Origin of the sequence: Brevibacillus laterosporus, from assembly GCA_007833815.1 — a bacterium.
Taxonomy (GTDB): Bacteria; Bacillota; Bacilli; order Brevibacillales; family Brevibacillaceae; genus Brevibacillus_B; species Brevibacillus_B laterosporus_D.
In genome coordinates this window covers 3,041,965-3,059,856 of record CP033464.1, presented here as the reverse complement: position 1 = coordinate 3,059,856, position 17,892 = coordinate 3,041,965, and the positions used below count along the sequence as shown (strand labels likewise).

The 17,892-nt window shown below is 40.6% G+C and carries 16 protein-coding genes; 4 read left to right on the top strand and 12 right to left on the bottom strand.

Annotated features, from left to right (window positions below; genetic code table 11):
• Positions 1-45: 45 nt before the first annotated feature.
• A complete protein-coding gene (locus EEL30_16040) occupies positions 46-2,127 on the bottom strand; it encodes a PAS domain S-box protein (GenBank protein QDX93672.1) in 2,082 nt (693 codons plus the stop codon).
• A gap of 103 nt (positions 2,128-2,230) precedes the next feature.
• Here EEL30_16040 and EEL30_16035 point away from each other — a divergent pair, with 103 nt between their 5' ends.
• Positions 2,231-2,539, top strand: coding sequence for a DUF2627 domain-containing protein (locus tag EEL30_16035; GenBank protein QDX93671.1), 309 nt, complete (start codon positions 2,231-2,233; stop codon positions 2,537-2,539).
• On the opposite strand, the gene EEL30_16030 is transcribed toward EEL30_16035, so the two are convergent.
• The 4 genes from EEL30_16030 to EEL30_16015 form a co-directional block, all read right to left on the bottom strand.
• Positions 2,494-3,429, bottom strand: a complete 936-nt coding sequence (locus tag EEL30_16030) for a hypothetical protein (GenBank protein ID QDX93670.1) — start codon at positions 3,427-3,429, stop codon at positions 2,494-2,496. The genes EEL30_16035 and EEL30_16030 overlap by 46 nt on opposite strands.
• Positions 3,422-4,102, bottom strand: a complete 681-nt coding sequence (locus EEL30_16025) for a glycosyltransferase family 2 protein (protein ID QDX93669.1) — start codon at positions 4,100-4,102, stop codon at positions 3,422-3,424. Before EEL30_16025 ends, EEL30_16030 begins: the two co-directional genes overlap by 8 nt.
• Entirely contained in the window at positions 4,099-5,277 is a 1,179-nt protein-coding gene (locus tag EEL30_16020; GenBank protein QDX93668.1) for a hypothetical protein, read from the bottom strand. Before EEL30_16020 ends, EEL30_16025 begins: the two co-directional genes overlap by 4 nt.
• A gap of 167 nt (positions 5,278-5,444) precedes the next feature.
• Positions 5,445-5,615 (bottom strand): DUF2759 family protein, encoded by a 171-nt coding sequence (locus tag EEL30_16015; GenBank protein ID QDX93667.1) that lies wholly within the window; start codon positions 5,613-5,615, stop codon positions 5,445-5,447.
• A gap of 236 nt (positions 5,616-5,851) precedes the next feature.
• On the opposite strand from EEL30_16015, the gene EEL30_16010 reads away from it, so the two are divergent.
• Positions 5,852-6,208 (top strand): MmcQ/YjbR family DNA-binding protein, encoded by a 357-nt coding sequence (locus tag EEL30_16010; GenBank protein QDX93666.1) that lies wholly within the window; start codon positions 5,852-5,854, stop codon positions 6,206-6,208.
• 60 nt (positions 6,209-6,268) lie between these two features.
• Here the strand turns inward: EEL30_16010 and EEL30_16005 are convergent, their stop codons facing one another.
• Positions 6,269-7,378: a hypothetical protein gene (locus EEL30_16005; protein ID QDX93665.1), complete on the bottom strand. Its 1,110-nt coding sequence runs from the start codon at positions 7,376-7,378 to the stop codon at positions 6,269-6,271.
• Positions 7,362-7,895, bottom strand: a complete 534-nt coding sequence (locus tag EEL30_16000; protein QDX93664.1) for an RNA polymerase sigma factor — start codon at positions 7,893-7,895, stop codon at positions 7,362-7,364. Before EEL30_16000 ends, EEL30_16005 begins: the two co-directional genes overlap by 17 nt.
• 354 nt (positions 7,896-8,249) lie before the next feature.
• Here EEL30_16000 and EEL30_15995 point away from each other — a divergent pair, with 354 nt between their 5' ends.
• Entirely contained in the window at positions 8,250-8,408 is a 159-nt protein-coding gene (locus EEL30_15995) for a transcriptional regulator (protein QDX93663.1), read from the top strand.
• A 260-nt stretch (positions 8,409-8,668) separates the two neighbouring features.
• Positions 8,669-9,013, top strand: coding sequence for a hypothetical protein (locus tag EEL30_15990; protein QDX93662.1), 345 nt, complete (start codon positions 8,669-8,671; stop codon positions 9,011-9,013).
• Between the two features lie 96 nt (positions 9,014-9,109).
• Here the strand turns inward: EEL30_15990 and EEL30_15985 are convergent, their stop codons facing one another.
• From EEL30_15985 to EEL30_15965, 5 genes are all read right to left on the bottom strand, one after another.
• Positions 9,110-9,745, bottom strand: a complete 636-nt coding sequence (locus EEL30_15985; protein ID QDX93661.1) for a DUF2569 domain-containing protein — start codon at positions 9,743-9,745, stop codon at positions 9,110-9,112.
• 105 nt (positions 9,746-9,850) lie between these two features.
• The gene (gene trpS / locus EEL30_15980; protein ID QDX93660.1) at positions 9,851-10,846 is read right to left on the bottom strand and encodes a tryptophan--tRNA ligase; all 996 of its coding nucleotides are present in this window, start codon (positions 10,844-10,846) and stop codon (positions 9,851-9,853) included.
• A gap of 514 nt (positions 10,847-11,360) precedes the next feature.
• Positions 11,361-12,038 carry an MgtC/SapB family protein gene (locus EEL30_15975; GenBank protein QDX93659.1) on the bottom strand — a complete coding sequence of 226 codons (678 nt, stop codon included), beginning with the start codon at positions 12,036-12,038 and terminating at the stop codon, positions 11,361-11,363.
• 121 nt (positions 12,039-12,159) lie between these two features.
• Positions 12,160-15,840 carry an amino acid adenylation domain-containing protein gene (locus tag EEL30_15970; GenBank protein QDX93658.1) on the bottom strand — a complete coding sequence of 1,227 codons (3,681 nt, stop codon included), beginning with the start codon at positions 15,838-15,840 and terminating at the stop codon, positions 12,160-12,162.
• Positions 15,841-15,978: 138 nt separating this feature from the next.
• A complete protein-coding gene (locus tag EEL30_15965) occupies positions 15,979-17,730 on the bottom strand; it encodes a methyl-accepting chemotaxis protein (protein QDX95789.1) in 1,752 nt (583 codons plus the stop codon).
• Between the last annotated feature and the right edge of the window lie 162 nt (positions 17,731-17,892).

Below are 17,892 nucleotides of genomic sequence, written 5' to 3'. Positions count from 1 at the left end.
TTTGCATAACTTTGCAATCCTTTGCACGCAAAATTTTGCAGATATTCACAAACCTTCTTGTGGATTCGTTTCTAAAATGCCTAGTTTCTCCATTTTATAATACAGATTACGTAATGATACACCTAATTGCTTAGCTGCTTCCGTTCGATTGCCTTTTGCCTTTTGTAACTCTTGTAAAATACATTGTTTTTCTGCTTCTTCGACAGCTTGTTTTAAGGTTCTATTCTCCCTACTAGCTGGCTTTTGCTGCGTTGACTCACCTTGCGGAACATGAGTGCGTTCCAAGGGTGGCAAATGATGTGGCATGATCTCGACTTCAGTAAATTTCATGTGAATAATAGCTCGTCCCAAAATATTTTCAAGCTCACGAACGTTACCTGGCCAACGATACCCTTTTAGCCCATCCAGTGTTGATTTGTTGATATGCTGAACATGACGACCATACTCAAGATTGAATTTTTGCAACAAAAAGATAGCAAGCGGTTCCAAATCCTCTTGTCGTTGACGCAAGGGGGGAATATAAATCGGTAGCACATGCAAGCGATAATATAAATCTTCTCGAAATTTGCCGGCTTGGATGGCCGTTTCCATATGTACATGCGTAGCTGCAATAATGCGAACATCGATAGGAATTGCTTTAGTACCACCAACCCGGATAATCTCTTTTTCCTGTAATACACGCAAAAGTTTAGCTTGCATACCCATAGATAACTCGCCAATCTCATCTAAAAAAATGGTACCTCCACTTGCTTCTTCAAATAGTCCACGTTTGCCACCCCGTTTAGCACCAGTGAAGGCTCCCTCTTCATAGCCAAACAGTTCACTTTCCAACAGCGTCTCTGATAAGGATGCACAATTGACTCGAATAAATTGATTATACTTACGTGAGCTTCCGTTGTGAATAGCATGGGCAAACAACTCTTTACCTGTCCCTGATTCTCCACGCAGAATGACAGTAGCTGGAGTCATGGCAGCCAGCTTAGCCTGTTCGATAGCCCCTTTCATCGGTTCACTATCCCCAATAATATCATCGAAAGTATACTTGGCTTCCAGTGTACGGATAATCCTTTTAGCCGTCTCTAATTCTTCTGATAAGGTCTTAAATTCGGATATGTCATGAATAACGCCTACACTACCGCGTAATTCCCCATTCACCAACACTGGTGCAACGTTTACCACGACATCTTTACGCATCGGCCCTAACTTCATGCGAACACCTCGAACTGGTTTTTTCGTCCGAAGTACTTGCATATGCATGCTCTCTCCTTCAGAAATATCCACCGTGGCTGGTTTGCCGATCACATCATCGGGAGTCATGCCAGTAATGCGCGTATAGGCAGGATTGATTAATAGCCCTATACCATCGCCATCCACAACGGAAATCGCCTCGTCAGATGAGTGCAAAATTCCTTGCAATAAGCTTTGCAATTCTTTGAGATCCGTTACCTCTTCAAGTAATGCTATGATTTCCGTAATATCTCGGAAGATAGAGACAGCCCCGACCACATCCCCAGCATCATTTCGCACAGGTACCCGATTGGTAATAATGCGCGTGTCCTTCGTTAAAGCCTGCTCCTGATTAATCTCCGGCTGACCAGATGTAAGAACACAATGCAAACGTGTATTGGGTATTGTGTGTTCCGCCCGTGTACCAATAACTTCATCCTTTGTTCGTCCCATCAGCTTTTCACTGGCTCGATTGAAAATCGTTACCAGCCCCTCTTCATTGACAGCAATAATAGCATCATGCGTAGAATTTAGCATGGTATCATATTCTCGTTGTTTTTGGCGAAGGGTCTGAATGAGCTTCTCTCGCTCTCTAATCAACTTCATGATAATACTCGTAAAATTACCTGGTATTAAGACAGTTTCATCGCGCTTTCTTTTTAAAATGTCATCGTAGGCGTGGGGATCGCCAGTTGCTTCGAAAATCAAATCCACATCCCGAGCCAAATAAGGAACATAATCGCTCCCCACCTGAATGCCTAGAGAGTTGGCTACTTGTATGCCTGGAGCGTCAGCATTGTGGTCAATCACAGCTATCAGCTCAACACCTTCCATTTGCAATAACAAGTGAATGAGCAGCGTACCACCTTTTCCAGCCCCTACTACAATAATTTTATGCATGCGAAACCCACCTCTTTCATTCAGGCTTGCTGCTTTGGCTGAATCTTCCACTTACATTTTATCGCATTTTGTAGGTTAGACAAGCACCCCCAGATGTTTTATGATGAGAAAGTATTCAAACCTTTACAAAAAGGATGTGGCTTGGTTGCTTAGTCAAAGAATCGTCGCATTGCTTATCATGGTCATTCCTGCCGTCATAGCGGGATGGGGCTTTAAAATGATGCGCGATACTCTATATCAATACTTTAATCCCGATATCAATCAATTTTTGTGGGGTCCATTTACTTTAGGGGCCTTGTTATTTGTAGTGCCCGTAGCGTTTATCGGGGGGTTTGTTTTACATCATGACCGTAAACGTAATCGCGTTCAACCCCGCTTTATGAAACGAGATCCTGACGAAGAGGATGAGTAGGAAGCTTCGCTATCTATAGGCGGGGCTTTTTTTCCGCCCAACAGATCCAATTTGTGTAAAAGTGGTCGGTCTCTAATAAACGTAGTAAATGAATAACGCTCCGCCAATACATGCAATACGAGAAACACAAAGAAAAAGACAATTTTTATTTTTAGTGGAGTGGTGCAAATTAAGGTGTACCCTAAAATAAACCCCAGATAGTTGGAGCCTGTATCACCTAGCATCACCATTCGTTTTGCATCATGATAAAACAACAGGAGTGTAGCACTGATGATGGGATAAACAAATACCCAAGAAATCGGCACGCTAAATAACGGAGTAGCTACTAGCACAAGGATAAATAAGAGTAAAAAAACCTTACTTGCCCTTCCCGGACGTAGATCAAACAGATTTATCAGGTTGATCGACAGTGCAAGCAAAATGGTATGGAACAGAACTTCAAATACTGTGTCATACAAACCCAGACAAATAATTAGAGAAATGTTGCCCCCTGCCCAAGCCTTTAAAAAACCACTGGTCATTCTCCGTTCTGTAACCAGCGCTCCCAAGTGTCCACGGAACCCCTTGATATACTTATCGTGTGTACAATCGTCCTGCCAGCCCAACGCTGCAATAGCAAAAGAACCACACAGAAAAAATACGGCAAATTTCCAAGGAATGTCTAAAGAAGGCCGCACAAAAAATAAGAGAGATAGCAACACATATGTACTTGTAATATAAAAAAATAAAAACCATCCGCAGCCTGTTGGTATCATTTCCTCTTGATAATTTAGTCTGACAATCTCGTGTTTTTCCAGTAATTTAACTCCTCGTAGAAAGAACACATCGTGTAAGATCAAGGGTAACATTATAGCAATACAGGATAATAGCAGTACGGTGCTACTATTCATGATTCCCCTCCTCTCGTCGTTTGCGCTGAAGGGTCCGGTACACATGCCAGAACTCTTTTCCCCTATGCAAAAAGCCCTGAATATTGTTTGCTGTATAACGATGTGTAAATTCTACCGGAACTTCTTGGATTCGATATCCAGCTCGCAATATATCAATCGTCATTGCTACCTCAATCCCAAATCCACAATCCACAAAACGAACACAGGAAAACAAATCACGTCTTAATGCTCTTTGCCCAGATAAAGGAGCTTGTAGCTTCTGCTGGGTTATCTGTACAATTCCCTGGTCAGCCAGCCTCTTAACCAAACCAAATCCGGACTTATGGGGAGCTTTCGGTAAAATAGCAATTGCCATATCACATTCATTTCTAGCGACAGGTGCGAGTAGTTTGTCCACCTCACGTGCACTCCCTTGTAAATCAGCATCGAGAAATAAGACAATATCACCAGAAGCTCTCTCCCAGCCTGCTTGTAAAGCAACTCCTTTGCCAACGTTCTCAGGCATTCTAATGAGCTGATCAACCCATGGTCTTGCGATTTTGGCAGTCTGATCAGTGCTCCCGTCATCGACTACAATGAGCTCTTGAATAAAGGTTAATTCTCTCAAGGTTGAAACCGTTCCCTCAATCCAATGTTGCTCGTTGAAGGCAGGAATAATCGCGCTGACTCTCATACCATTCCCCTACTTACATGCGACCAGAGCATGTGTCCTACAGTTCGAATGGTTGGATGCATGAATAGAAGCAAAGAGATCAAACCCAGAGAACTTGCTATTACAGTACCCACAGAAGGTCTAAACTTTTCTTTTTGCTGTATCAAGTAATGCATTCCTTTTGCGTCAATTAGTTTATGCCCAATACGAGTACGAATGATAAAAGTACTAGCCATTCCCTTTCTCCCTTTTTCCAAAAAATCTTGCATACTGGTATGACTCCCTATTGTAATAATTCGAGTAGCCTGACCTTGATAGGCAACTAGCATAGCAACATCTTCACTCGTACCAGGTGCAGGCAATTCATAATAAGGAATTCCCAGCCTATCCAGCCGATTTCGCCCTGGCGCCGTACCATCTTGGTAGGCATGCAGGATAATATCTGCTCCTGAAAAGAGAGCATGATCCGAAACGCTGTCTAAATCACCTAGAATAACATCGGGGGTCCAACCACAACGAAGGATGACATCTGCTCCCCCATCAACCGCAAGTAGAATTGGGCGACATTTCTTAATAAAAAAGGCCAATGATTGAAGATCGTCTTGCGCAGAGGGACCACGGTTAACCAAAACCACAAAGCGATTAGTAAACGATGAACGAATAGGGAGAAGTGGAAGTTCGTCCGTAAAGAGGTTTTTTTCTTGTTCGGCAAAGGTTAACGTATTAGCTAGAAATTGATTATAATATTTATGCTCATGATTTATAGCTTGCTGAGCTCTAGCTTCGTAATCTAGCATTAGAAATGGACGTAAGGCAATCTTGGTTTGTTTTTGTTTTTCAGAAGGAATTGCATACAAGCAATTATTCACAATCTCTACTTGTTCTCCTTCTAAAAATTCTTGTATATCGCTAGCAACATTCATTGCAGAATCGATCTCAAAAAGTGCTATGTTTGCTTGTAAAAGGCGTGCGGCTCCTTCTGTCAAAAAATCTCCTGTTAAAAAGGGGGCGAGATTAATAACGGCTCTTACTTGAGATGCAATCAGTTCTTCCGCCGCTGTAACATCCAGATTTCTATGATTAATCATGGCAATATGTCCTGCTTTTAATCGTTGACATAGCCATTTGGTTTTCGAATCTGACATGAGTATCCCCTTTATATGAACGGAGTAGGACTTGCCCAAATTCCATCTCACTATTACTCCACCTCCTATCCCTAGTATGACGTAACCACTTCCTGATCATGCGTGAAAAAGAACTAGTCTAAAATAATTGGGGCCCTCTTCAAAAAGCTCATACAAAAATTCACAAAAAAAAGAAGCTTTGCCGGAGCAAAAGCTTCTTGAGATGAAACCACTTACATTTACGCGACTGTTGCAAATTTAAGAATAAGGAAATCAGCGTATACAAATACTGCTAATGAAACCAAACCAAACGCTGTTGCAAACTTGTTTCTCGCCTTAAATGAACGAAAAACTCCAGCCAAAATAAACAGAGTTATCAGAAACATGGTAACATCCATAACCCATTGCATCCCAGTTCAACCCCTTTGCAAATAATGTACCTGTTCAAGGATAGCAAACAATGGCAAACTTATTATATAATGTACCCAATATTGAAACAAGTCATAACAACAATTGTGACAAGTAAATTCACAAATTTTCCTATCAATCTATAGATTAGCAACTTTCCTACTTGATGTATTTTTCTTTTATCTTCTGGCAATCTGGCTTGAACAAATGAAAAAATGCGTGCAGAAAGGAGCTTATCATGGAAAAATTCACACTGGAAGCCTATTGTCTGAAGCACCCGGGAGCGGTTCATGATTACAAAGTGGAATGGGAAGCAGATCGTTATCAGGTAGGAGGAAAAATGTTTGCAATGCTTGGTGGAGATTCTAACGGAAAACCTATCCTATCCTTAAAATGTGATCCAGCTCGAGCCGAACAGCTAAGAGAAACATATGAGGGGATTATTCCTGGCTACTATTTGAATAAAAGTCATTGGAATTCTATTTATTTAGATGCCGATATTCCTACTGAATTGTGGGAGAAGCTGATTACTCATTCTTATGAATTGGTTTTTCATAAGCTTCCTAAAAAAATGCAAAAGGAATTAGTAAAATAGTGCTGCCTAAAGGACAAAAAAGCTACCGACAATGTATGTTAGTCAGTAGCTTTTACTTATTTACCGAACGTGGACTTGGAGACCGCTAACATTGCCACCGTCCGATCTATCAATCGCTCTATCAGTAAATATAGATACGGCTGTTTTCCCCGGACTCTGAAATACATAGCCTCCCCAATGATCACCACCATCAACCTTATACCCAGTAACGTCTATTCCAGTTATGTTTTTTATGAGCGGTTTGCCCACTGACATTGCTTCGTCTTTTGATTTGATACTATAACGATCAGTTTCATAACGTACACTATACACTTGACCTGTTTTCTCTCCAATCTGAACAGAATATTTGTCGTGATACTTATCTTCCTTATTGGAGAACCTCCACATATCTTCTTTTTCATGGGAGAACTTTTCTACATGATTAAATGAGAAATCATTTTTATTTGAAAGTTTCATTAACGCTTTTTGAGCTATGGACACAAACTTTTTATCCACATTACCCAGATTGTAATCTAAATAGAAATCGGTCACTTTATTGGTATTCAGATCAACATGCACGCGCTGGTTATCTTCTGACAAAAAAGACATGCCTGTTCCTGATTTGTTTTTATAGAGACTGACCGTTTGAAAATTATCATGTAGATTCGTTTCCTTAATCCGATTTCGTGCAGTCTCTACATATTTTTGATACATATTCGTCAGCTCATCGAATTTATATGTAGCCGAGACGCCATTAACATCTGTGGTTCCAGCTTTAAACCACACAATTGCCTCTCGATCCTTTGTCTCTAAAGTAGAGTAATCTGTGTCTTTCTCCAACTTTTCAAAATGAAAATCCTTATTAATGCCAAACGCTTTTTTTATTTCTTTTTGAGCTGCCGTAATATACTTTTGCTCTATTACATCCTTACTTCCTGATGTGTCTATTGAAGAAGAGTTTTCTACTGGAGAAGAGAATGGCTTCATCCAGATAAAAGCAAATAACGCTGCACATGTGATAAGCCCTTTTGCCGCCCATCCAAAATATATTTTCCGCCTTTTCAATTTTTGCATCATTCTTCTCTCCTTTCGTATATTTTCTACTATCACTTGGTTCCGCTCCCTAGAAAGGATCTGATCCGGGAAATGATTTAAATCTTCCAATATAATTTGCTCATCTTGTGACGGCATCGTTGATCACCTCCGAAACAGGAACATTCCTATTTTTTTGAACAGCTTTCATTGCCCTATGCAAAGTGAGATTTACTTTGGCTTCGCTCCATCCCAATACCTCCGCTGTCTCCTTACTTGATAATCCCTTGATACCGCGCAATATCAACACGTCCCTATAAGATCGTTTCAACTGATTGATGATGTCATAAAGCAAACGTTTATTCTCACTTAACTCTAAGGATTCTTCGGGTGTTTTATCGGGCGAAACAAGATGCTGCAAGAATATATCTGGCAACCAGTTTATTAGTTTTGTTTTACGCTTTTCATCAATGGCTACACTTCTAGCAATGGCAAACAACCACGTTTTTGGGTTTACAATCTCTGTATGCTGGGTAGCCTTTAGGGCACGAATAAAGGTCTCTTGTACAAGATCGTCTATATCTGTTCGTCCCGTATAATAGACGAGAAAACGATAAATATCATTGCTGTATGCTAGAAACCATTGTTCGATACGTGCGCCAGCATTGTCATCCAATTGTGTTCCACCTCCTTGTCACTGTATAGACGGAAAAATTTCTGACTATATTTCACTTTTCATATAAAAATTTTTAAGCTTCTCTTCTATTGCTGTAATACCCAGTTTACTTTCCAGATGATCGGTTTTGTTTTATATAGTTGAAATTGTAGTGACTCACGACCGTTATCAAATGAAATGATGATAGTTGCTCATTTTTGCCACAATTTAATTTCAATTCCTCCTTGAAAATGAACAAATAAAGGTAAGTAACTACATTATTTGATTTGAGAAACCTGCAAGCCCCTTTCTGTTTTCATTTTCCTTCTTTATTTATCAGACTAGTTATATGATTACGACAATACGCTATCAGCAATTTCGATCCTTCCCTCCCGCTTTGTCCAACAAGAAAAATTGCAAGGAAAAAATGGGACGTTAACTCGACCTACCCTGCTTGCCTATCCGGCAGAAAAGGAAAATGATCTCCGCCTTGCTTCCTTTATGGATTGGGTTATAGAACATTACGATCACTAGTGGATTGGTAAAAGTTTTTCATCCCTTTTTGACTAGTACACGCGATGTGTTTCGAGGAAATGGGGAAGCTATGAAGGACATTTTCAACCAACTACAAGAAAGGAAGTGTCATGATGTCCAAGCATAACGGGGTCAAACCTCAACAAAGTAGTAAAAATAACCCATCACAAACACGCTCTTCCAACACCATGAGCAAAGAATCGCAAGCAAAACCCATTTCACGATAGCACATGATGAACAAGCAGAAAGGAGGCAATATCGTGCACATGCTTAGCTCACAATACAATCAGCAAATCAATATGCATAAACAACAAGCTCAAGCTCATCTAACGCAAGCCCAGGCTCACGAGCAGCAAGCTCTCCTGCATCGTCAACAGGCAGATTTACACGATAAACAGGCTATGCTCATTTCGCAATCTGCACAGCAAATGAATCAAAACTCAGTGGCAATGCCTGTTTATGCTGAACATGTAACGGAACGGCCTATTAATAAACATCAACAGCAGGAAAAACAGGTTGCTCACAATAATCAAGTCTCAAAAGCTTCCCTAGCGTACAACGGCAAGGTTCCTAGTGATGGTGAATTGGCGAAGGAGATCAAATAATAAAAAAATGACCTGTTACATGTTTGGGAACGTAAAACCCCTTTTTGCCTGTTGCCGGGCAGAAAGGGGTTTTTGGGTTGAATAGCTTATGCCGTTTTACGAATAAGGTGGTGTCTCATATCTCTTCGAAGCAAATAGCGGCCGATCATGTACAAATGTTAGCTTAACCCTCTTAGAACGGACGTAATAGGTTACCCAGAAAATGCTAATTACGACTTCACGAATATAAGCAAAAGGTGTACTTTTATCCAAAAGCATAAAGCTACCGATGTACTCGTCCACTAGGTACATATCTAACATAGAGAACAACATTGTAATGATCATGTAGCCGATCATATAGCTTGGAAAACGTTTATCCTTGCGAAAAAAAAGAAATAAGAGTAAACAGACAGATATAATTAAGAGAATGGCGTAAAACAATTCAAAGGAAATAATCCCCTTCACCATCGTTGGATACCTTATTTCTGATCTTTCAAGAATCAACCATGCCTCACCTAGTGAGTTGAAGAGAGCTACAAAATTGAAAATGCTACTAGCAAAATTTAGTATTAACGAAAAACCAACAAAGTAAAGAAATCCACCAATAGGCTGCTGTCCTGTAAGAGTAAGTTTTGCTATTTCATTTACTGCTTCTTTATCCAGTGGGACTACAGTTGTTCGATTTGCATCTGCTCTTTTATTTTCATCCCCCTGAGTGTTCTTTTCATTTTCCTTCCCGCGATCATCAGACATAACGAACTCCTTTCATTCATTGGTCTGGTTCAATCTCTCTATTTTGTCTTCATGTACCACAAATTGTCAATACTCTACATTTTATTTGGACGATTCATTTTTACATTACACCATGAGAATTCCCATAGCATCTCGCACTTCTTGAAGAACCTTTTGTGCGGATAAGCGAGCTTTTACTGCACCATGATGTAAGATATCAAGTATTTGTTCCTCTGTTAGTTGCTGTTTGCGAGTACGGAATGGTTCGATAACTTGTTCGATCTGTTCTGCTAGTCGCTGTTTGCAAGCCACACACCCAATTGATGCCGATGCACACTGTTCTCTAAGCTGTTGCTGACCTTGCTCATCCGTAAAGTACGTATGCAGATGGTATACATTACACCCTTCTACACTTGGGTGACCCGGTTGCTGAAGATAGACACGCGTTGGATCAGAATATGCCTTCCTTACTTTCTGTTGAATCTGGACGTTTTCATCGAGTAAGCTAATATACGTATCTACGCTGTCCGATTTACTCATTTTACCCTGACCGTGTAGCGCCGGGATTCGCACAGCATTCTCTGCCAATGGTTGTGGATTTGAAAAAACTTCTCCATATAACTTATTGAAGCGCCGAACGATTTGCCTTGCCATTTCCAAGTGCACCAATTGATCTTCACCTACAGGAACCACTTGACCTTTATGCAACAGAATATCTGCTGTCATCAGCACAGGGTACCCGACCAAACCATAATTAACATTATCAGGATGTTTTTTTGCCTTTTCTTTAAATGTAGGACACCGCATCAACTCACCTAGTGGCATGACCATACCTAGATACAAAGATAATTCTGCTACCTCGGCTGCCAAAGAGGATTGTGTGTAAAACGTGCAGTACTCAGGGTTAAGACCTGCGGCCAAATAACTAGCGGCAGCCTCTAGAGCATTCTTGGACATGTGCTCTGGACTAGGATTTGTGGTCAATGTATGCAAATCTGCAATAAAAAAATGGGCATCGTACGTGTTAACAACATTCTCCATATTTTTCATCGCACCATAGTAGTTACCTACATGCAGCTCACCTGTGGAACGGATACCTGATACTAGTTTTTGTTTGTTCATATATAATCAGCTTCTTTCGTTTTAGGAGCAAAGATCGTTGAATATGAAAGGCAATGATCTCCCTCTTTTTATTTGTAATAATCAGTTGACAAATCCACCACCAACCATCTTCCATTCCCATCACGCTCCTTTTTACTGATTACATATTTGATGCAGAAATAAAAAAAGGGTTTCCCATCCTAAAAATAAGGACGGGAAACCCGTGGTGCCACCTTGATTCGCTGTTTACACAGCGCGCTCATTATGTATCGGAACAAGAGCGTACTTTATGCATGTCTGTTCGAATACATGTCTCCTTTATCGGTGAGACACTCCGCCAGAGCCTACCTGTGCGCTAACACTCTCGGTCTGAACGCTCAAAAGTCCATTCTGCAAGCTTCCTGCACTGATTTGCACCACCCATCAGCTCTCTTTAGCATTCTGCATGCATACTCCTCTTCGTCTTTGCGTATGCTTATTTACCTTCATTTATACAATCCTTGTAAACTTATCAGCTAGTATACGTCACCTACAACTAGCCGTCAATCTCTACACGTGCCACTCCATTTAAATTATGAACCATCTCATAAATGTCTGTTATATATATGTGATCATAAACGACAAGGCGTAAATCCATCTGTACGCGATGCTTATCAACATCCTTTAACCAGACATTTTTAATTTTCATATCCTCTTCTTTAAATTTCTGAATTATGGCAGTCATATGTGAGTGTTCATCTAAAAACAAGCGGATTTTTAACTCTTTTCCTTGCAATTTTCGAAACCCAATCATATTTACTAAGTAAGGGAGCAACTGCACAGAGAATAAAATCATGGCAGCACCTAACGCTGCTTCATAATAAAAGCCCGATCCAACTGCAATTCCGATACCCGCACTCGACCAAATAATTGCAGCTGTGGTTAAGCCAGAAATAACATCATTATTTCGGCGCAAAATGACGCCTGCACCCAGAAAACCAATTCCACTAACAATCTGCGCGGCCAAACGCATAGGGTCTGTTCGATTGTTAATAGATGTTTCAGCATAAAATTGGGCGGACTCAATCGAAACAATTGTCAGTAAGCAACTGCTAACCGATATGATCACGCTGGTTTTTAACCCAAGCGGTTTTTGTTTTAATTCGCGCTCAATTCCAATTACAATTCCAAGGAAAGCAGAAAGCATCAATTTTGCTAAAATAATTATTTCCATGTTATTCCACCTTTAACCTGGTTTTTCTGATGACTTTCATTACATGTAGCTTATTATAATTCTTTTTGAGCTATTCTTAAACCAGCTGATAATTAGAGGACGATTACTGAACAAAACATTTTTAACAAATCGTCTCTACCAACGTTGGCAAAGGGAAATATTCGTTTACTATAGCATACTTCACCATCGCCTCGAAATAATCTTTCGTTGGTTTCGGGCAAGCAATGTGAACCTTCTGTAACAAGGTAGTCGTCTGAGGGCAAGCAAATCGAACATGAGAGTCGTGAGCTCCATCTCCCTCTAACTGGGTAATAGCAAGCTCCATTCCTTCACGGTTTTTCGCTGTTGTATCAAATAACCACTGTTCATATTCTTGTTGTGATACAAGACTCAATTCATAACCGAATGACTGAAAATGTTTCAGTAACTCCGCATACGTAATCTGTTCAGGATTGACAATATGGAAAATTCCTCCTACTGCTTCCTCTTGCAAAGCAAGCGTAGCAATCGCTTTTCCTGCAAAATCAACCGGAGTGAAATCCACTAACCAGTCAGCATGTGGTGCAACTTTCAACAGGAACATAGCCCGACACATTCGATACATCGCATTTGTTCCCATGTTACGTTGGAATTTACCTGTTTGAGAATGGCTACTTAGATTACCCGGACGATAGATTGTCACTGGTATACCTTCTTGTTCATACGCCTTCATCACCAGCTTCTCTGACTCCCATTTGCTATTGATATAATGATTTTCTAACACAATGGAATAGTCCATTTGTTCTGCGTTACGTAATTCTTGCCATTTACCAGCATTGGATAGTTCTTCGGGAATACCAATTGTGGAGACAAAGTGAAGATGAGTCCCTTGTTTTTCCCGAGCCAGAGCTAGCAACGTCTCCGTACTACGTACATTTACCTGATAGAAATGCTGAGCTTCACCAAAGTGAGCCACATCCGCTCCACTGTGCATGATGGCATCTACGTGTTGAGCAAGCTCACTCCAATCCTCTTTTGATAATCCCAAGCCTACTTGCTGCAAATCACCTAACACAACTTTTATACGTGAACGAAGCTGTTGCTTGTGCTGATCGCCAAAATAAAAAGAATAATTTTGTTGTAAGCGTTCATGAGATCCCTGAATATCTGCCCCGCGAACTAAGCAATAAATCGTGCCCGAGGTTGTCTGTAACAGTTCATGCAACAAATGTGAACCAAGATAGCCTGTCGCCCCCGTTAACAGGAATGTCTGTTGTGGTCGTCGTACGACTTGTTTTGTGGTTCGCAAACGCTCTGGATACTCAGTTAGTACTTCCTCCATTCGACGATTCATTGCAGACGAAGCTGTACTCGCTTGTTCTTTCTTATGTTGGTCTAGTTGTAACTCTTCAATGCGTTGCGCTAATGATTGTACAGTTGGGTACGTAAAGAAGTCATTAATTTTTAGCATAGGGTGTTTCGGTTTTAGCTCAACTAACAGCTCTAAAATTTTAAGAGAGTGACCACCAATTTCAAAGAAGTTGTCACTCAAACTCACTTGGTCAACCCCGAGCCCTGTTTGCCACACCCTTGCAATCTCTTGTTCTATCTCTGTTTTCGGTGCAATATAGATTCGATTCTTCGTCATAGGTATCAGTTCAATGTTTGCTAGAAATTTACGGTCAATTTTACCCGTTGGTGTTATTGGCATCGTTGTTATATAACCAAATTGTGCTGGAATCATGTAAGGTGGCAGCTTTTGTGAACTAAAATCTTGTAAAAGCGACGGGTCAATCTCCTGGTTCGTTCCCGTTGTGTAAAAAGCAACCAGTCTATTCTGGTTATCACGATCTTTTTTCACAATAACCGTTACGTTTTGTATGTCAGGATACGTAGATAAACGTTCTTCAATCTCCCCAATTTCAATCCGATGTCCGCGAATTTTGACTTGAAAATCTTTACGCTCTAAATACTCGACGCTTCCATCTTCTAACATGCGGGCCATGTCACCTGTTTTGTAAAAGGTTTTTCCTGATCCTTTTGTAAACGGGTCCGGAATAAAAGCTTCTTTCGTTTTTTCAGGCATATGCAGATAGCCTTGCGAGATTCCTACGGTGCTGATTAAAATTTCACCGGGCACACCGATGGGGCATAGCTGATTGGCTTCATTAACTAGATAAAGCTCATAATTAGCTAGTGGTTTACCAATTGGAACGCTGATCGTATCATTCTTAACTGGTTCTGTCACAGCGTGAAATGTAGCTGTTACCGTGCACTCAGTAGGTCCATACAAATTATAAAGGATGGTATCCGTCGAAAATTTCGCTTGGAATGAACGTGCCACCTCACCAGTTAATAGTTCTCCGCCAACTCCAATACTTTTTACTTTAGCAAAGCAAGCTGTTTCCATACTCGGCAACGTTTTGACCAATTGATTAAAGAAAGCAGCGGGAATGCCTGGAATGCATGTGATACCTACTCGTTTGACCGCTTTCGCAAAAGCAATCGTATCCATTCTCTCTTCCCCAGTTAGAAAGTGTAGCGTAACCCCATTTAGCAAACCACCAAACACCTCGTGAATAGACGCATCAAAACTAAATGTGATGAATTGGGTAAAGACATCCTGCTCTGTCACATTCATCATTTTTCTCATAGCCAGCCTATAGTTAACTACGCCTTGGTGGTGCAAGATAACTCCCTTAGGTGTTCCTGTAGAACCCGAAGTGAAAATGACATAGGCTGGGTGAAACGGGGTGATAGCTGGTTTTACAGCATTTTGGGGATATTGTTCAATGTCTTCCATCCATAGTACCTGAGCATTGGGAATAGCTTGTAACACTAATTCCCGATAGGCAGAACTGGAAAGAACAACATGAGAATTCGTCTCTTTGATGATATGGGCATTTCGCTCTCGTGGATGATGTGGGTCTAATGGAACATACGCAGCTCCAGCTTTGATTATCCCGAGTAAAGCTATGGTAGCTTCGATACTGCGCTCCATAAATAACGACACATACTGCCCTGGTTCAACCCCATATTGTAATAACATCACAGCAACCTGATTAGATGCCGCTTCTAGTTCGTTATACGTATAAGAAGCTACATCTGTTTGTAATGCAACTCGCTCTCCAAACTCTTCTACTATCTCTTGAAAGATATCCACGATGGTTTTGTTCGCTGGGAATGGTAGGTATGTCTGATTAATGGACTGATAAAGTTGCTCTTCCATGCGGGACAGCATCGGATAAGCAGAAAATGGAGAATTCGGTTGCAACACAGCTTGTTCGGCTAAATGTTCTATTTGTTCCATAAATCGATCAATGGTCTGCCCATTAAAGCTGTTGGAATCATAACACATGTGCCACCTGGTTTCTGTTTCGTTCACCATTATTTCAACATGCAAGGGAGCGGCTGGTTGTGACGGGATAGCAAAGACCGATTGCTGTACACTAAAAGTGCTTGGGAATTGTTCTAAGAAGTACGATTCGTACGATTCGTCAACTAGTTCGCTTATGGTTGTCCACGCTTGTTCAACTAGGTCTAGTAAGTGAACAAAGCTCATTTCTTTTTGCACTGTTACGGCTATAGGCACCCATTTTTCTTGCACGAGGGTACCCACTGTGATTTGTTCTGTTCCGCTGACTCGATGCAACCACATCATGTACAGAGCCAATAAATGAAGCCCTTGTCCCTTTTCCCATAACTTTGTCATAAAAGGCGTCAATTCATACGAGCTCCTGGTTGTCACAGTACTTGTACGTTGACTGGAGCGATTATTGTCTAGTGGGAACGCTATTGGTTCAAATCTTGTTGTATTCTGCATGATAACTCCTGCCTCCTAAATGATTTGTATGTATGCTAAAAGGTGAAAAAAGAAGAGAGACCAATCTGATCTCTCCTCTCCTTGGCTCACTATTGGAATTCTGCTGTTTACCAAACCAAACATTCCCTAAGATGTTGTCTACTTGTGTTCTTCTAATCTCAGTTGGGAAAGCGCCTGTTCCAATTCCTGTGCAATTTTACTCAAATCGTCTACAGAAACTAAAATTTCCTGATAGGAAGCTAACTGATTATCTGATTTGGCCTGAATGTTTTCTGCCGTATTAGTATTTTTCATTGCATTTTCCGATACCTGTTTCACTACGGAGGTGACTTCCTCTGTTTCGGCTGCCATTTGTTGCGTCGAAGCAGAGACTTCTTGCATACGGTCGGATACCTCTGTACTTGCCTGAACCATATGACGGAATATGTCACCTGTTTCTTGTACGATTTTCACACCATCTTGGACGTGATCCGAACCTTTGCGAATGGATATCACTGCGGTATTTGTTCGTTCCTGTATATTTCCGATTAACTGACTAATTTCTTCTGCAGAATGCTTTGATTGTTCTGCTAGCTTACGTACTTCATCAGCAACAACAGAGAATCCTCGACCGTGCTCACCTGCTCGTTGCGCTTCGATAGCGGCATTTAAGGCAAGTAGATTCGTTTGATTAGCAATTTCTGAAATCATTTTGACAATCTCACCAATTTTGCCAGATTGCGATTGCAACACATTAATAATATTTTCCGATTCTTGCACAGAATCGTGAATTAACCGCATTTGATCTGCTACCTTGGTGACAGAGAACTGGCCAGACTCAGCCTGGTCTTTCATGGTAAGGGATGTATAGTGTACTTCTGTCGAGTTATTTGCGATGCTGTCAACACTGATGACCATCTCGTCCAACGATTTCGCACATTCAGTCGTAGCCATGTTTTGCAGGTTAGTTTGCTGGAACATTTCTTGAATATTATCCGTTATAGTTGTAGCATGCTGGTTATTAACTTCCATAATCGTATGTAGTTGTTGTGAATTTTTTACTAACCGGTGAGAAGATTCGCGAATCGTCATCATAATCGTACGCATATTTTCTGCCATTACATTAAATTTGTTATTAACCTGTCCGAGTTCGTCTTTTCCTTCTTGCAAACGGATATCTAAATTTCCTTTGCTCATTTCATTAATACCACGGATAAGCTCTTGAATTGGCTTAAATGTATAGTTCACAATCCAATATTGGAAGAATAAATTAATGACTAACAGAATGAGCAACAATATGCTAGAGTACAATAGCAAAGCGTCTTGACCGCGTGTAACTATACTAGCATCTACATCTATTCCAAAATAAGCGACAACTTTGCCACTGTTATCCATGATTGGGTGAAGCGCCGAAACCCATGTACCTAAATCATCATCATAAATGGAGGTTAGTGTATCTTGTTTCGTAGTGATAAGATGCTGGATACCGGTAACAATGACGTCTGGTTGAGGCAGCATATCTCCCATTTTGATACCTTCAGACTTCATAAACTCGTGGATGGCAGTTGGTTGAGCAATAATAGAAGTCTGGTTTCCCTCTTTTAATTCCACTCCAAACACGTATGCTTGTTTAACCTGCGAATGCTCCTTACTAATCTCATCAAGTTTCTCTGTAAGTTTTTTCTGAATGGAAGCATTCTGATCAAGATTTCTAATTGCCTCATCTACGTCTCCTGGCAAAACATGTGCAGCTTGTGACAGTAACAAGGCACGTGTATCTTTTTCTAGCATATCTATGAGGACACGTCCTTGAATAAAGAAGCTTGCAAAGATTAATACAGCTCCTATCAACACTGTATTAAGAACTGTAAACAATAGATTCCTTGTGGATATTTTCATGTTGGAAAACAACTCTTTCCCCTCTCTTTCTTCTTCCTGCATTTACAACGATACATTTGCTTAAAATAGAGCACTACCCCTAATATCGGTAAGGATTCATAAAAGCTTTAATTTTGATCTATTCAAAAAATCAAGCATTTTTTTACTAAAATGTACCAGAAAAGTCCAAAAGAA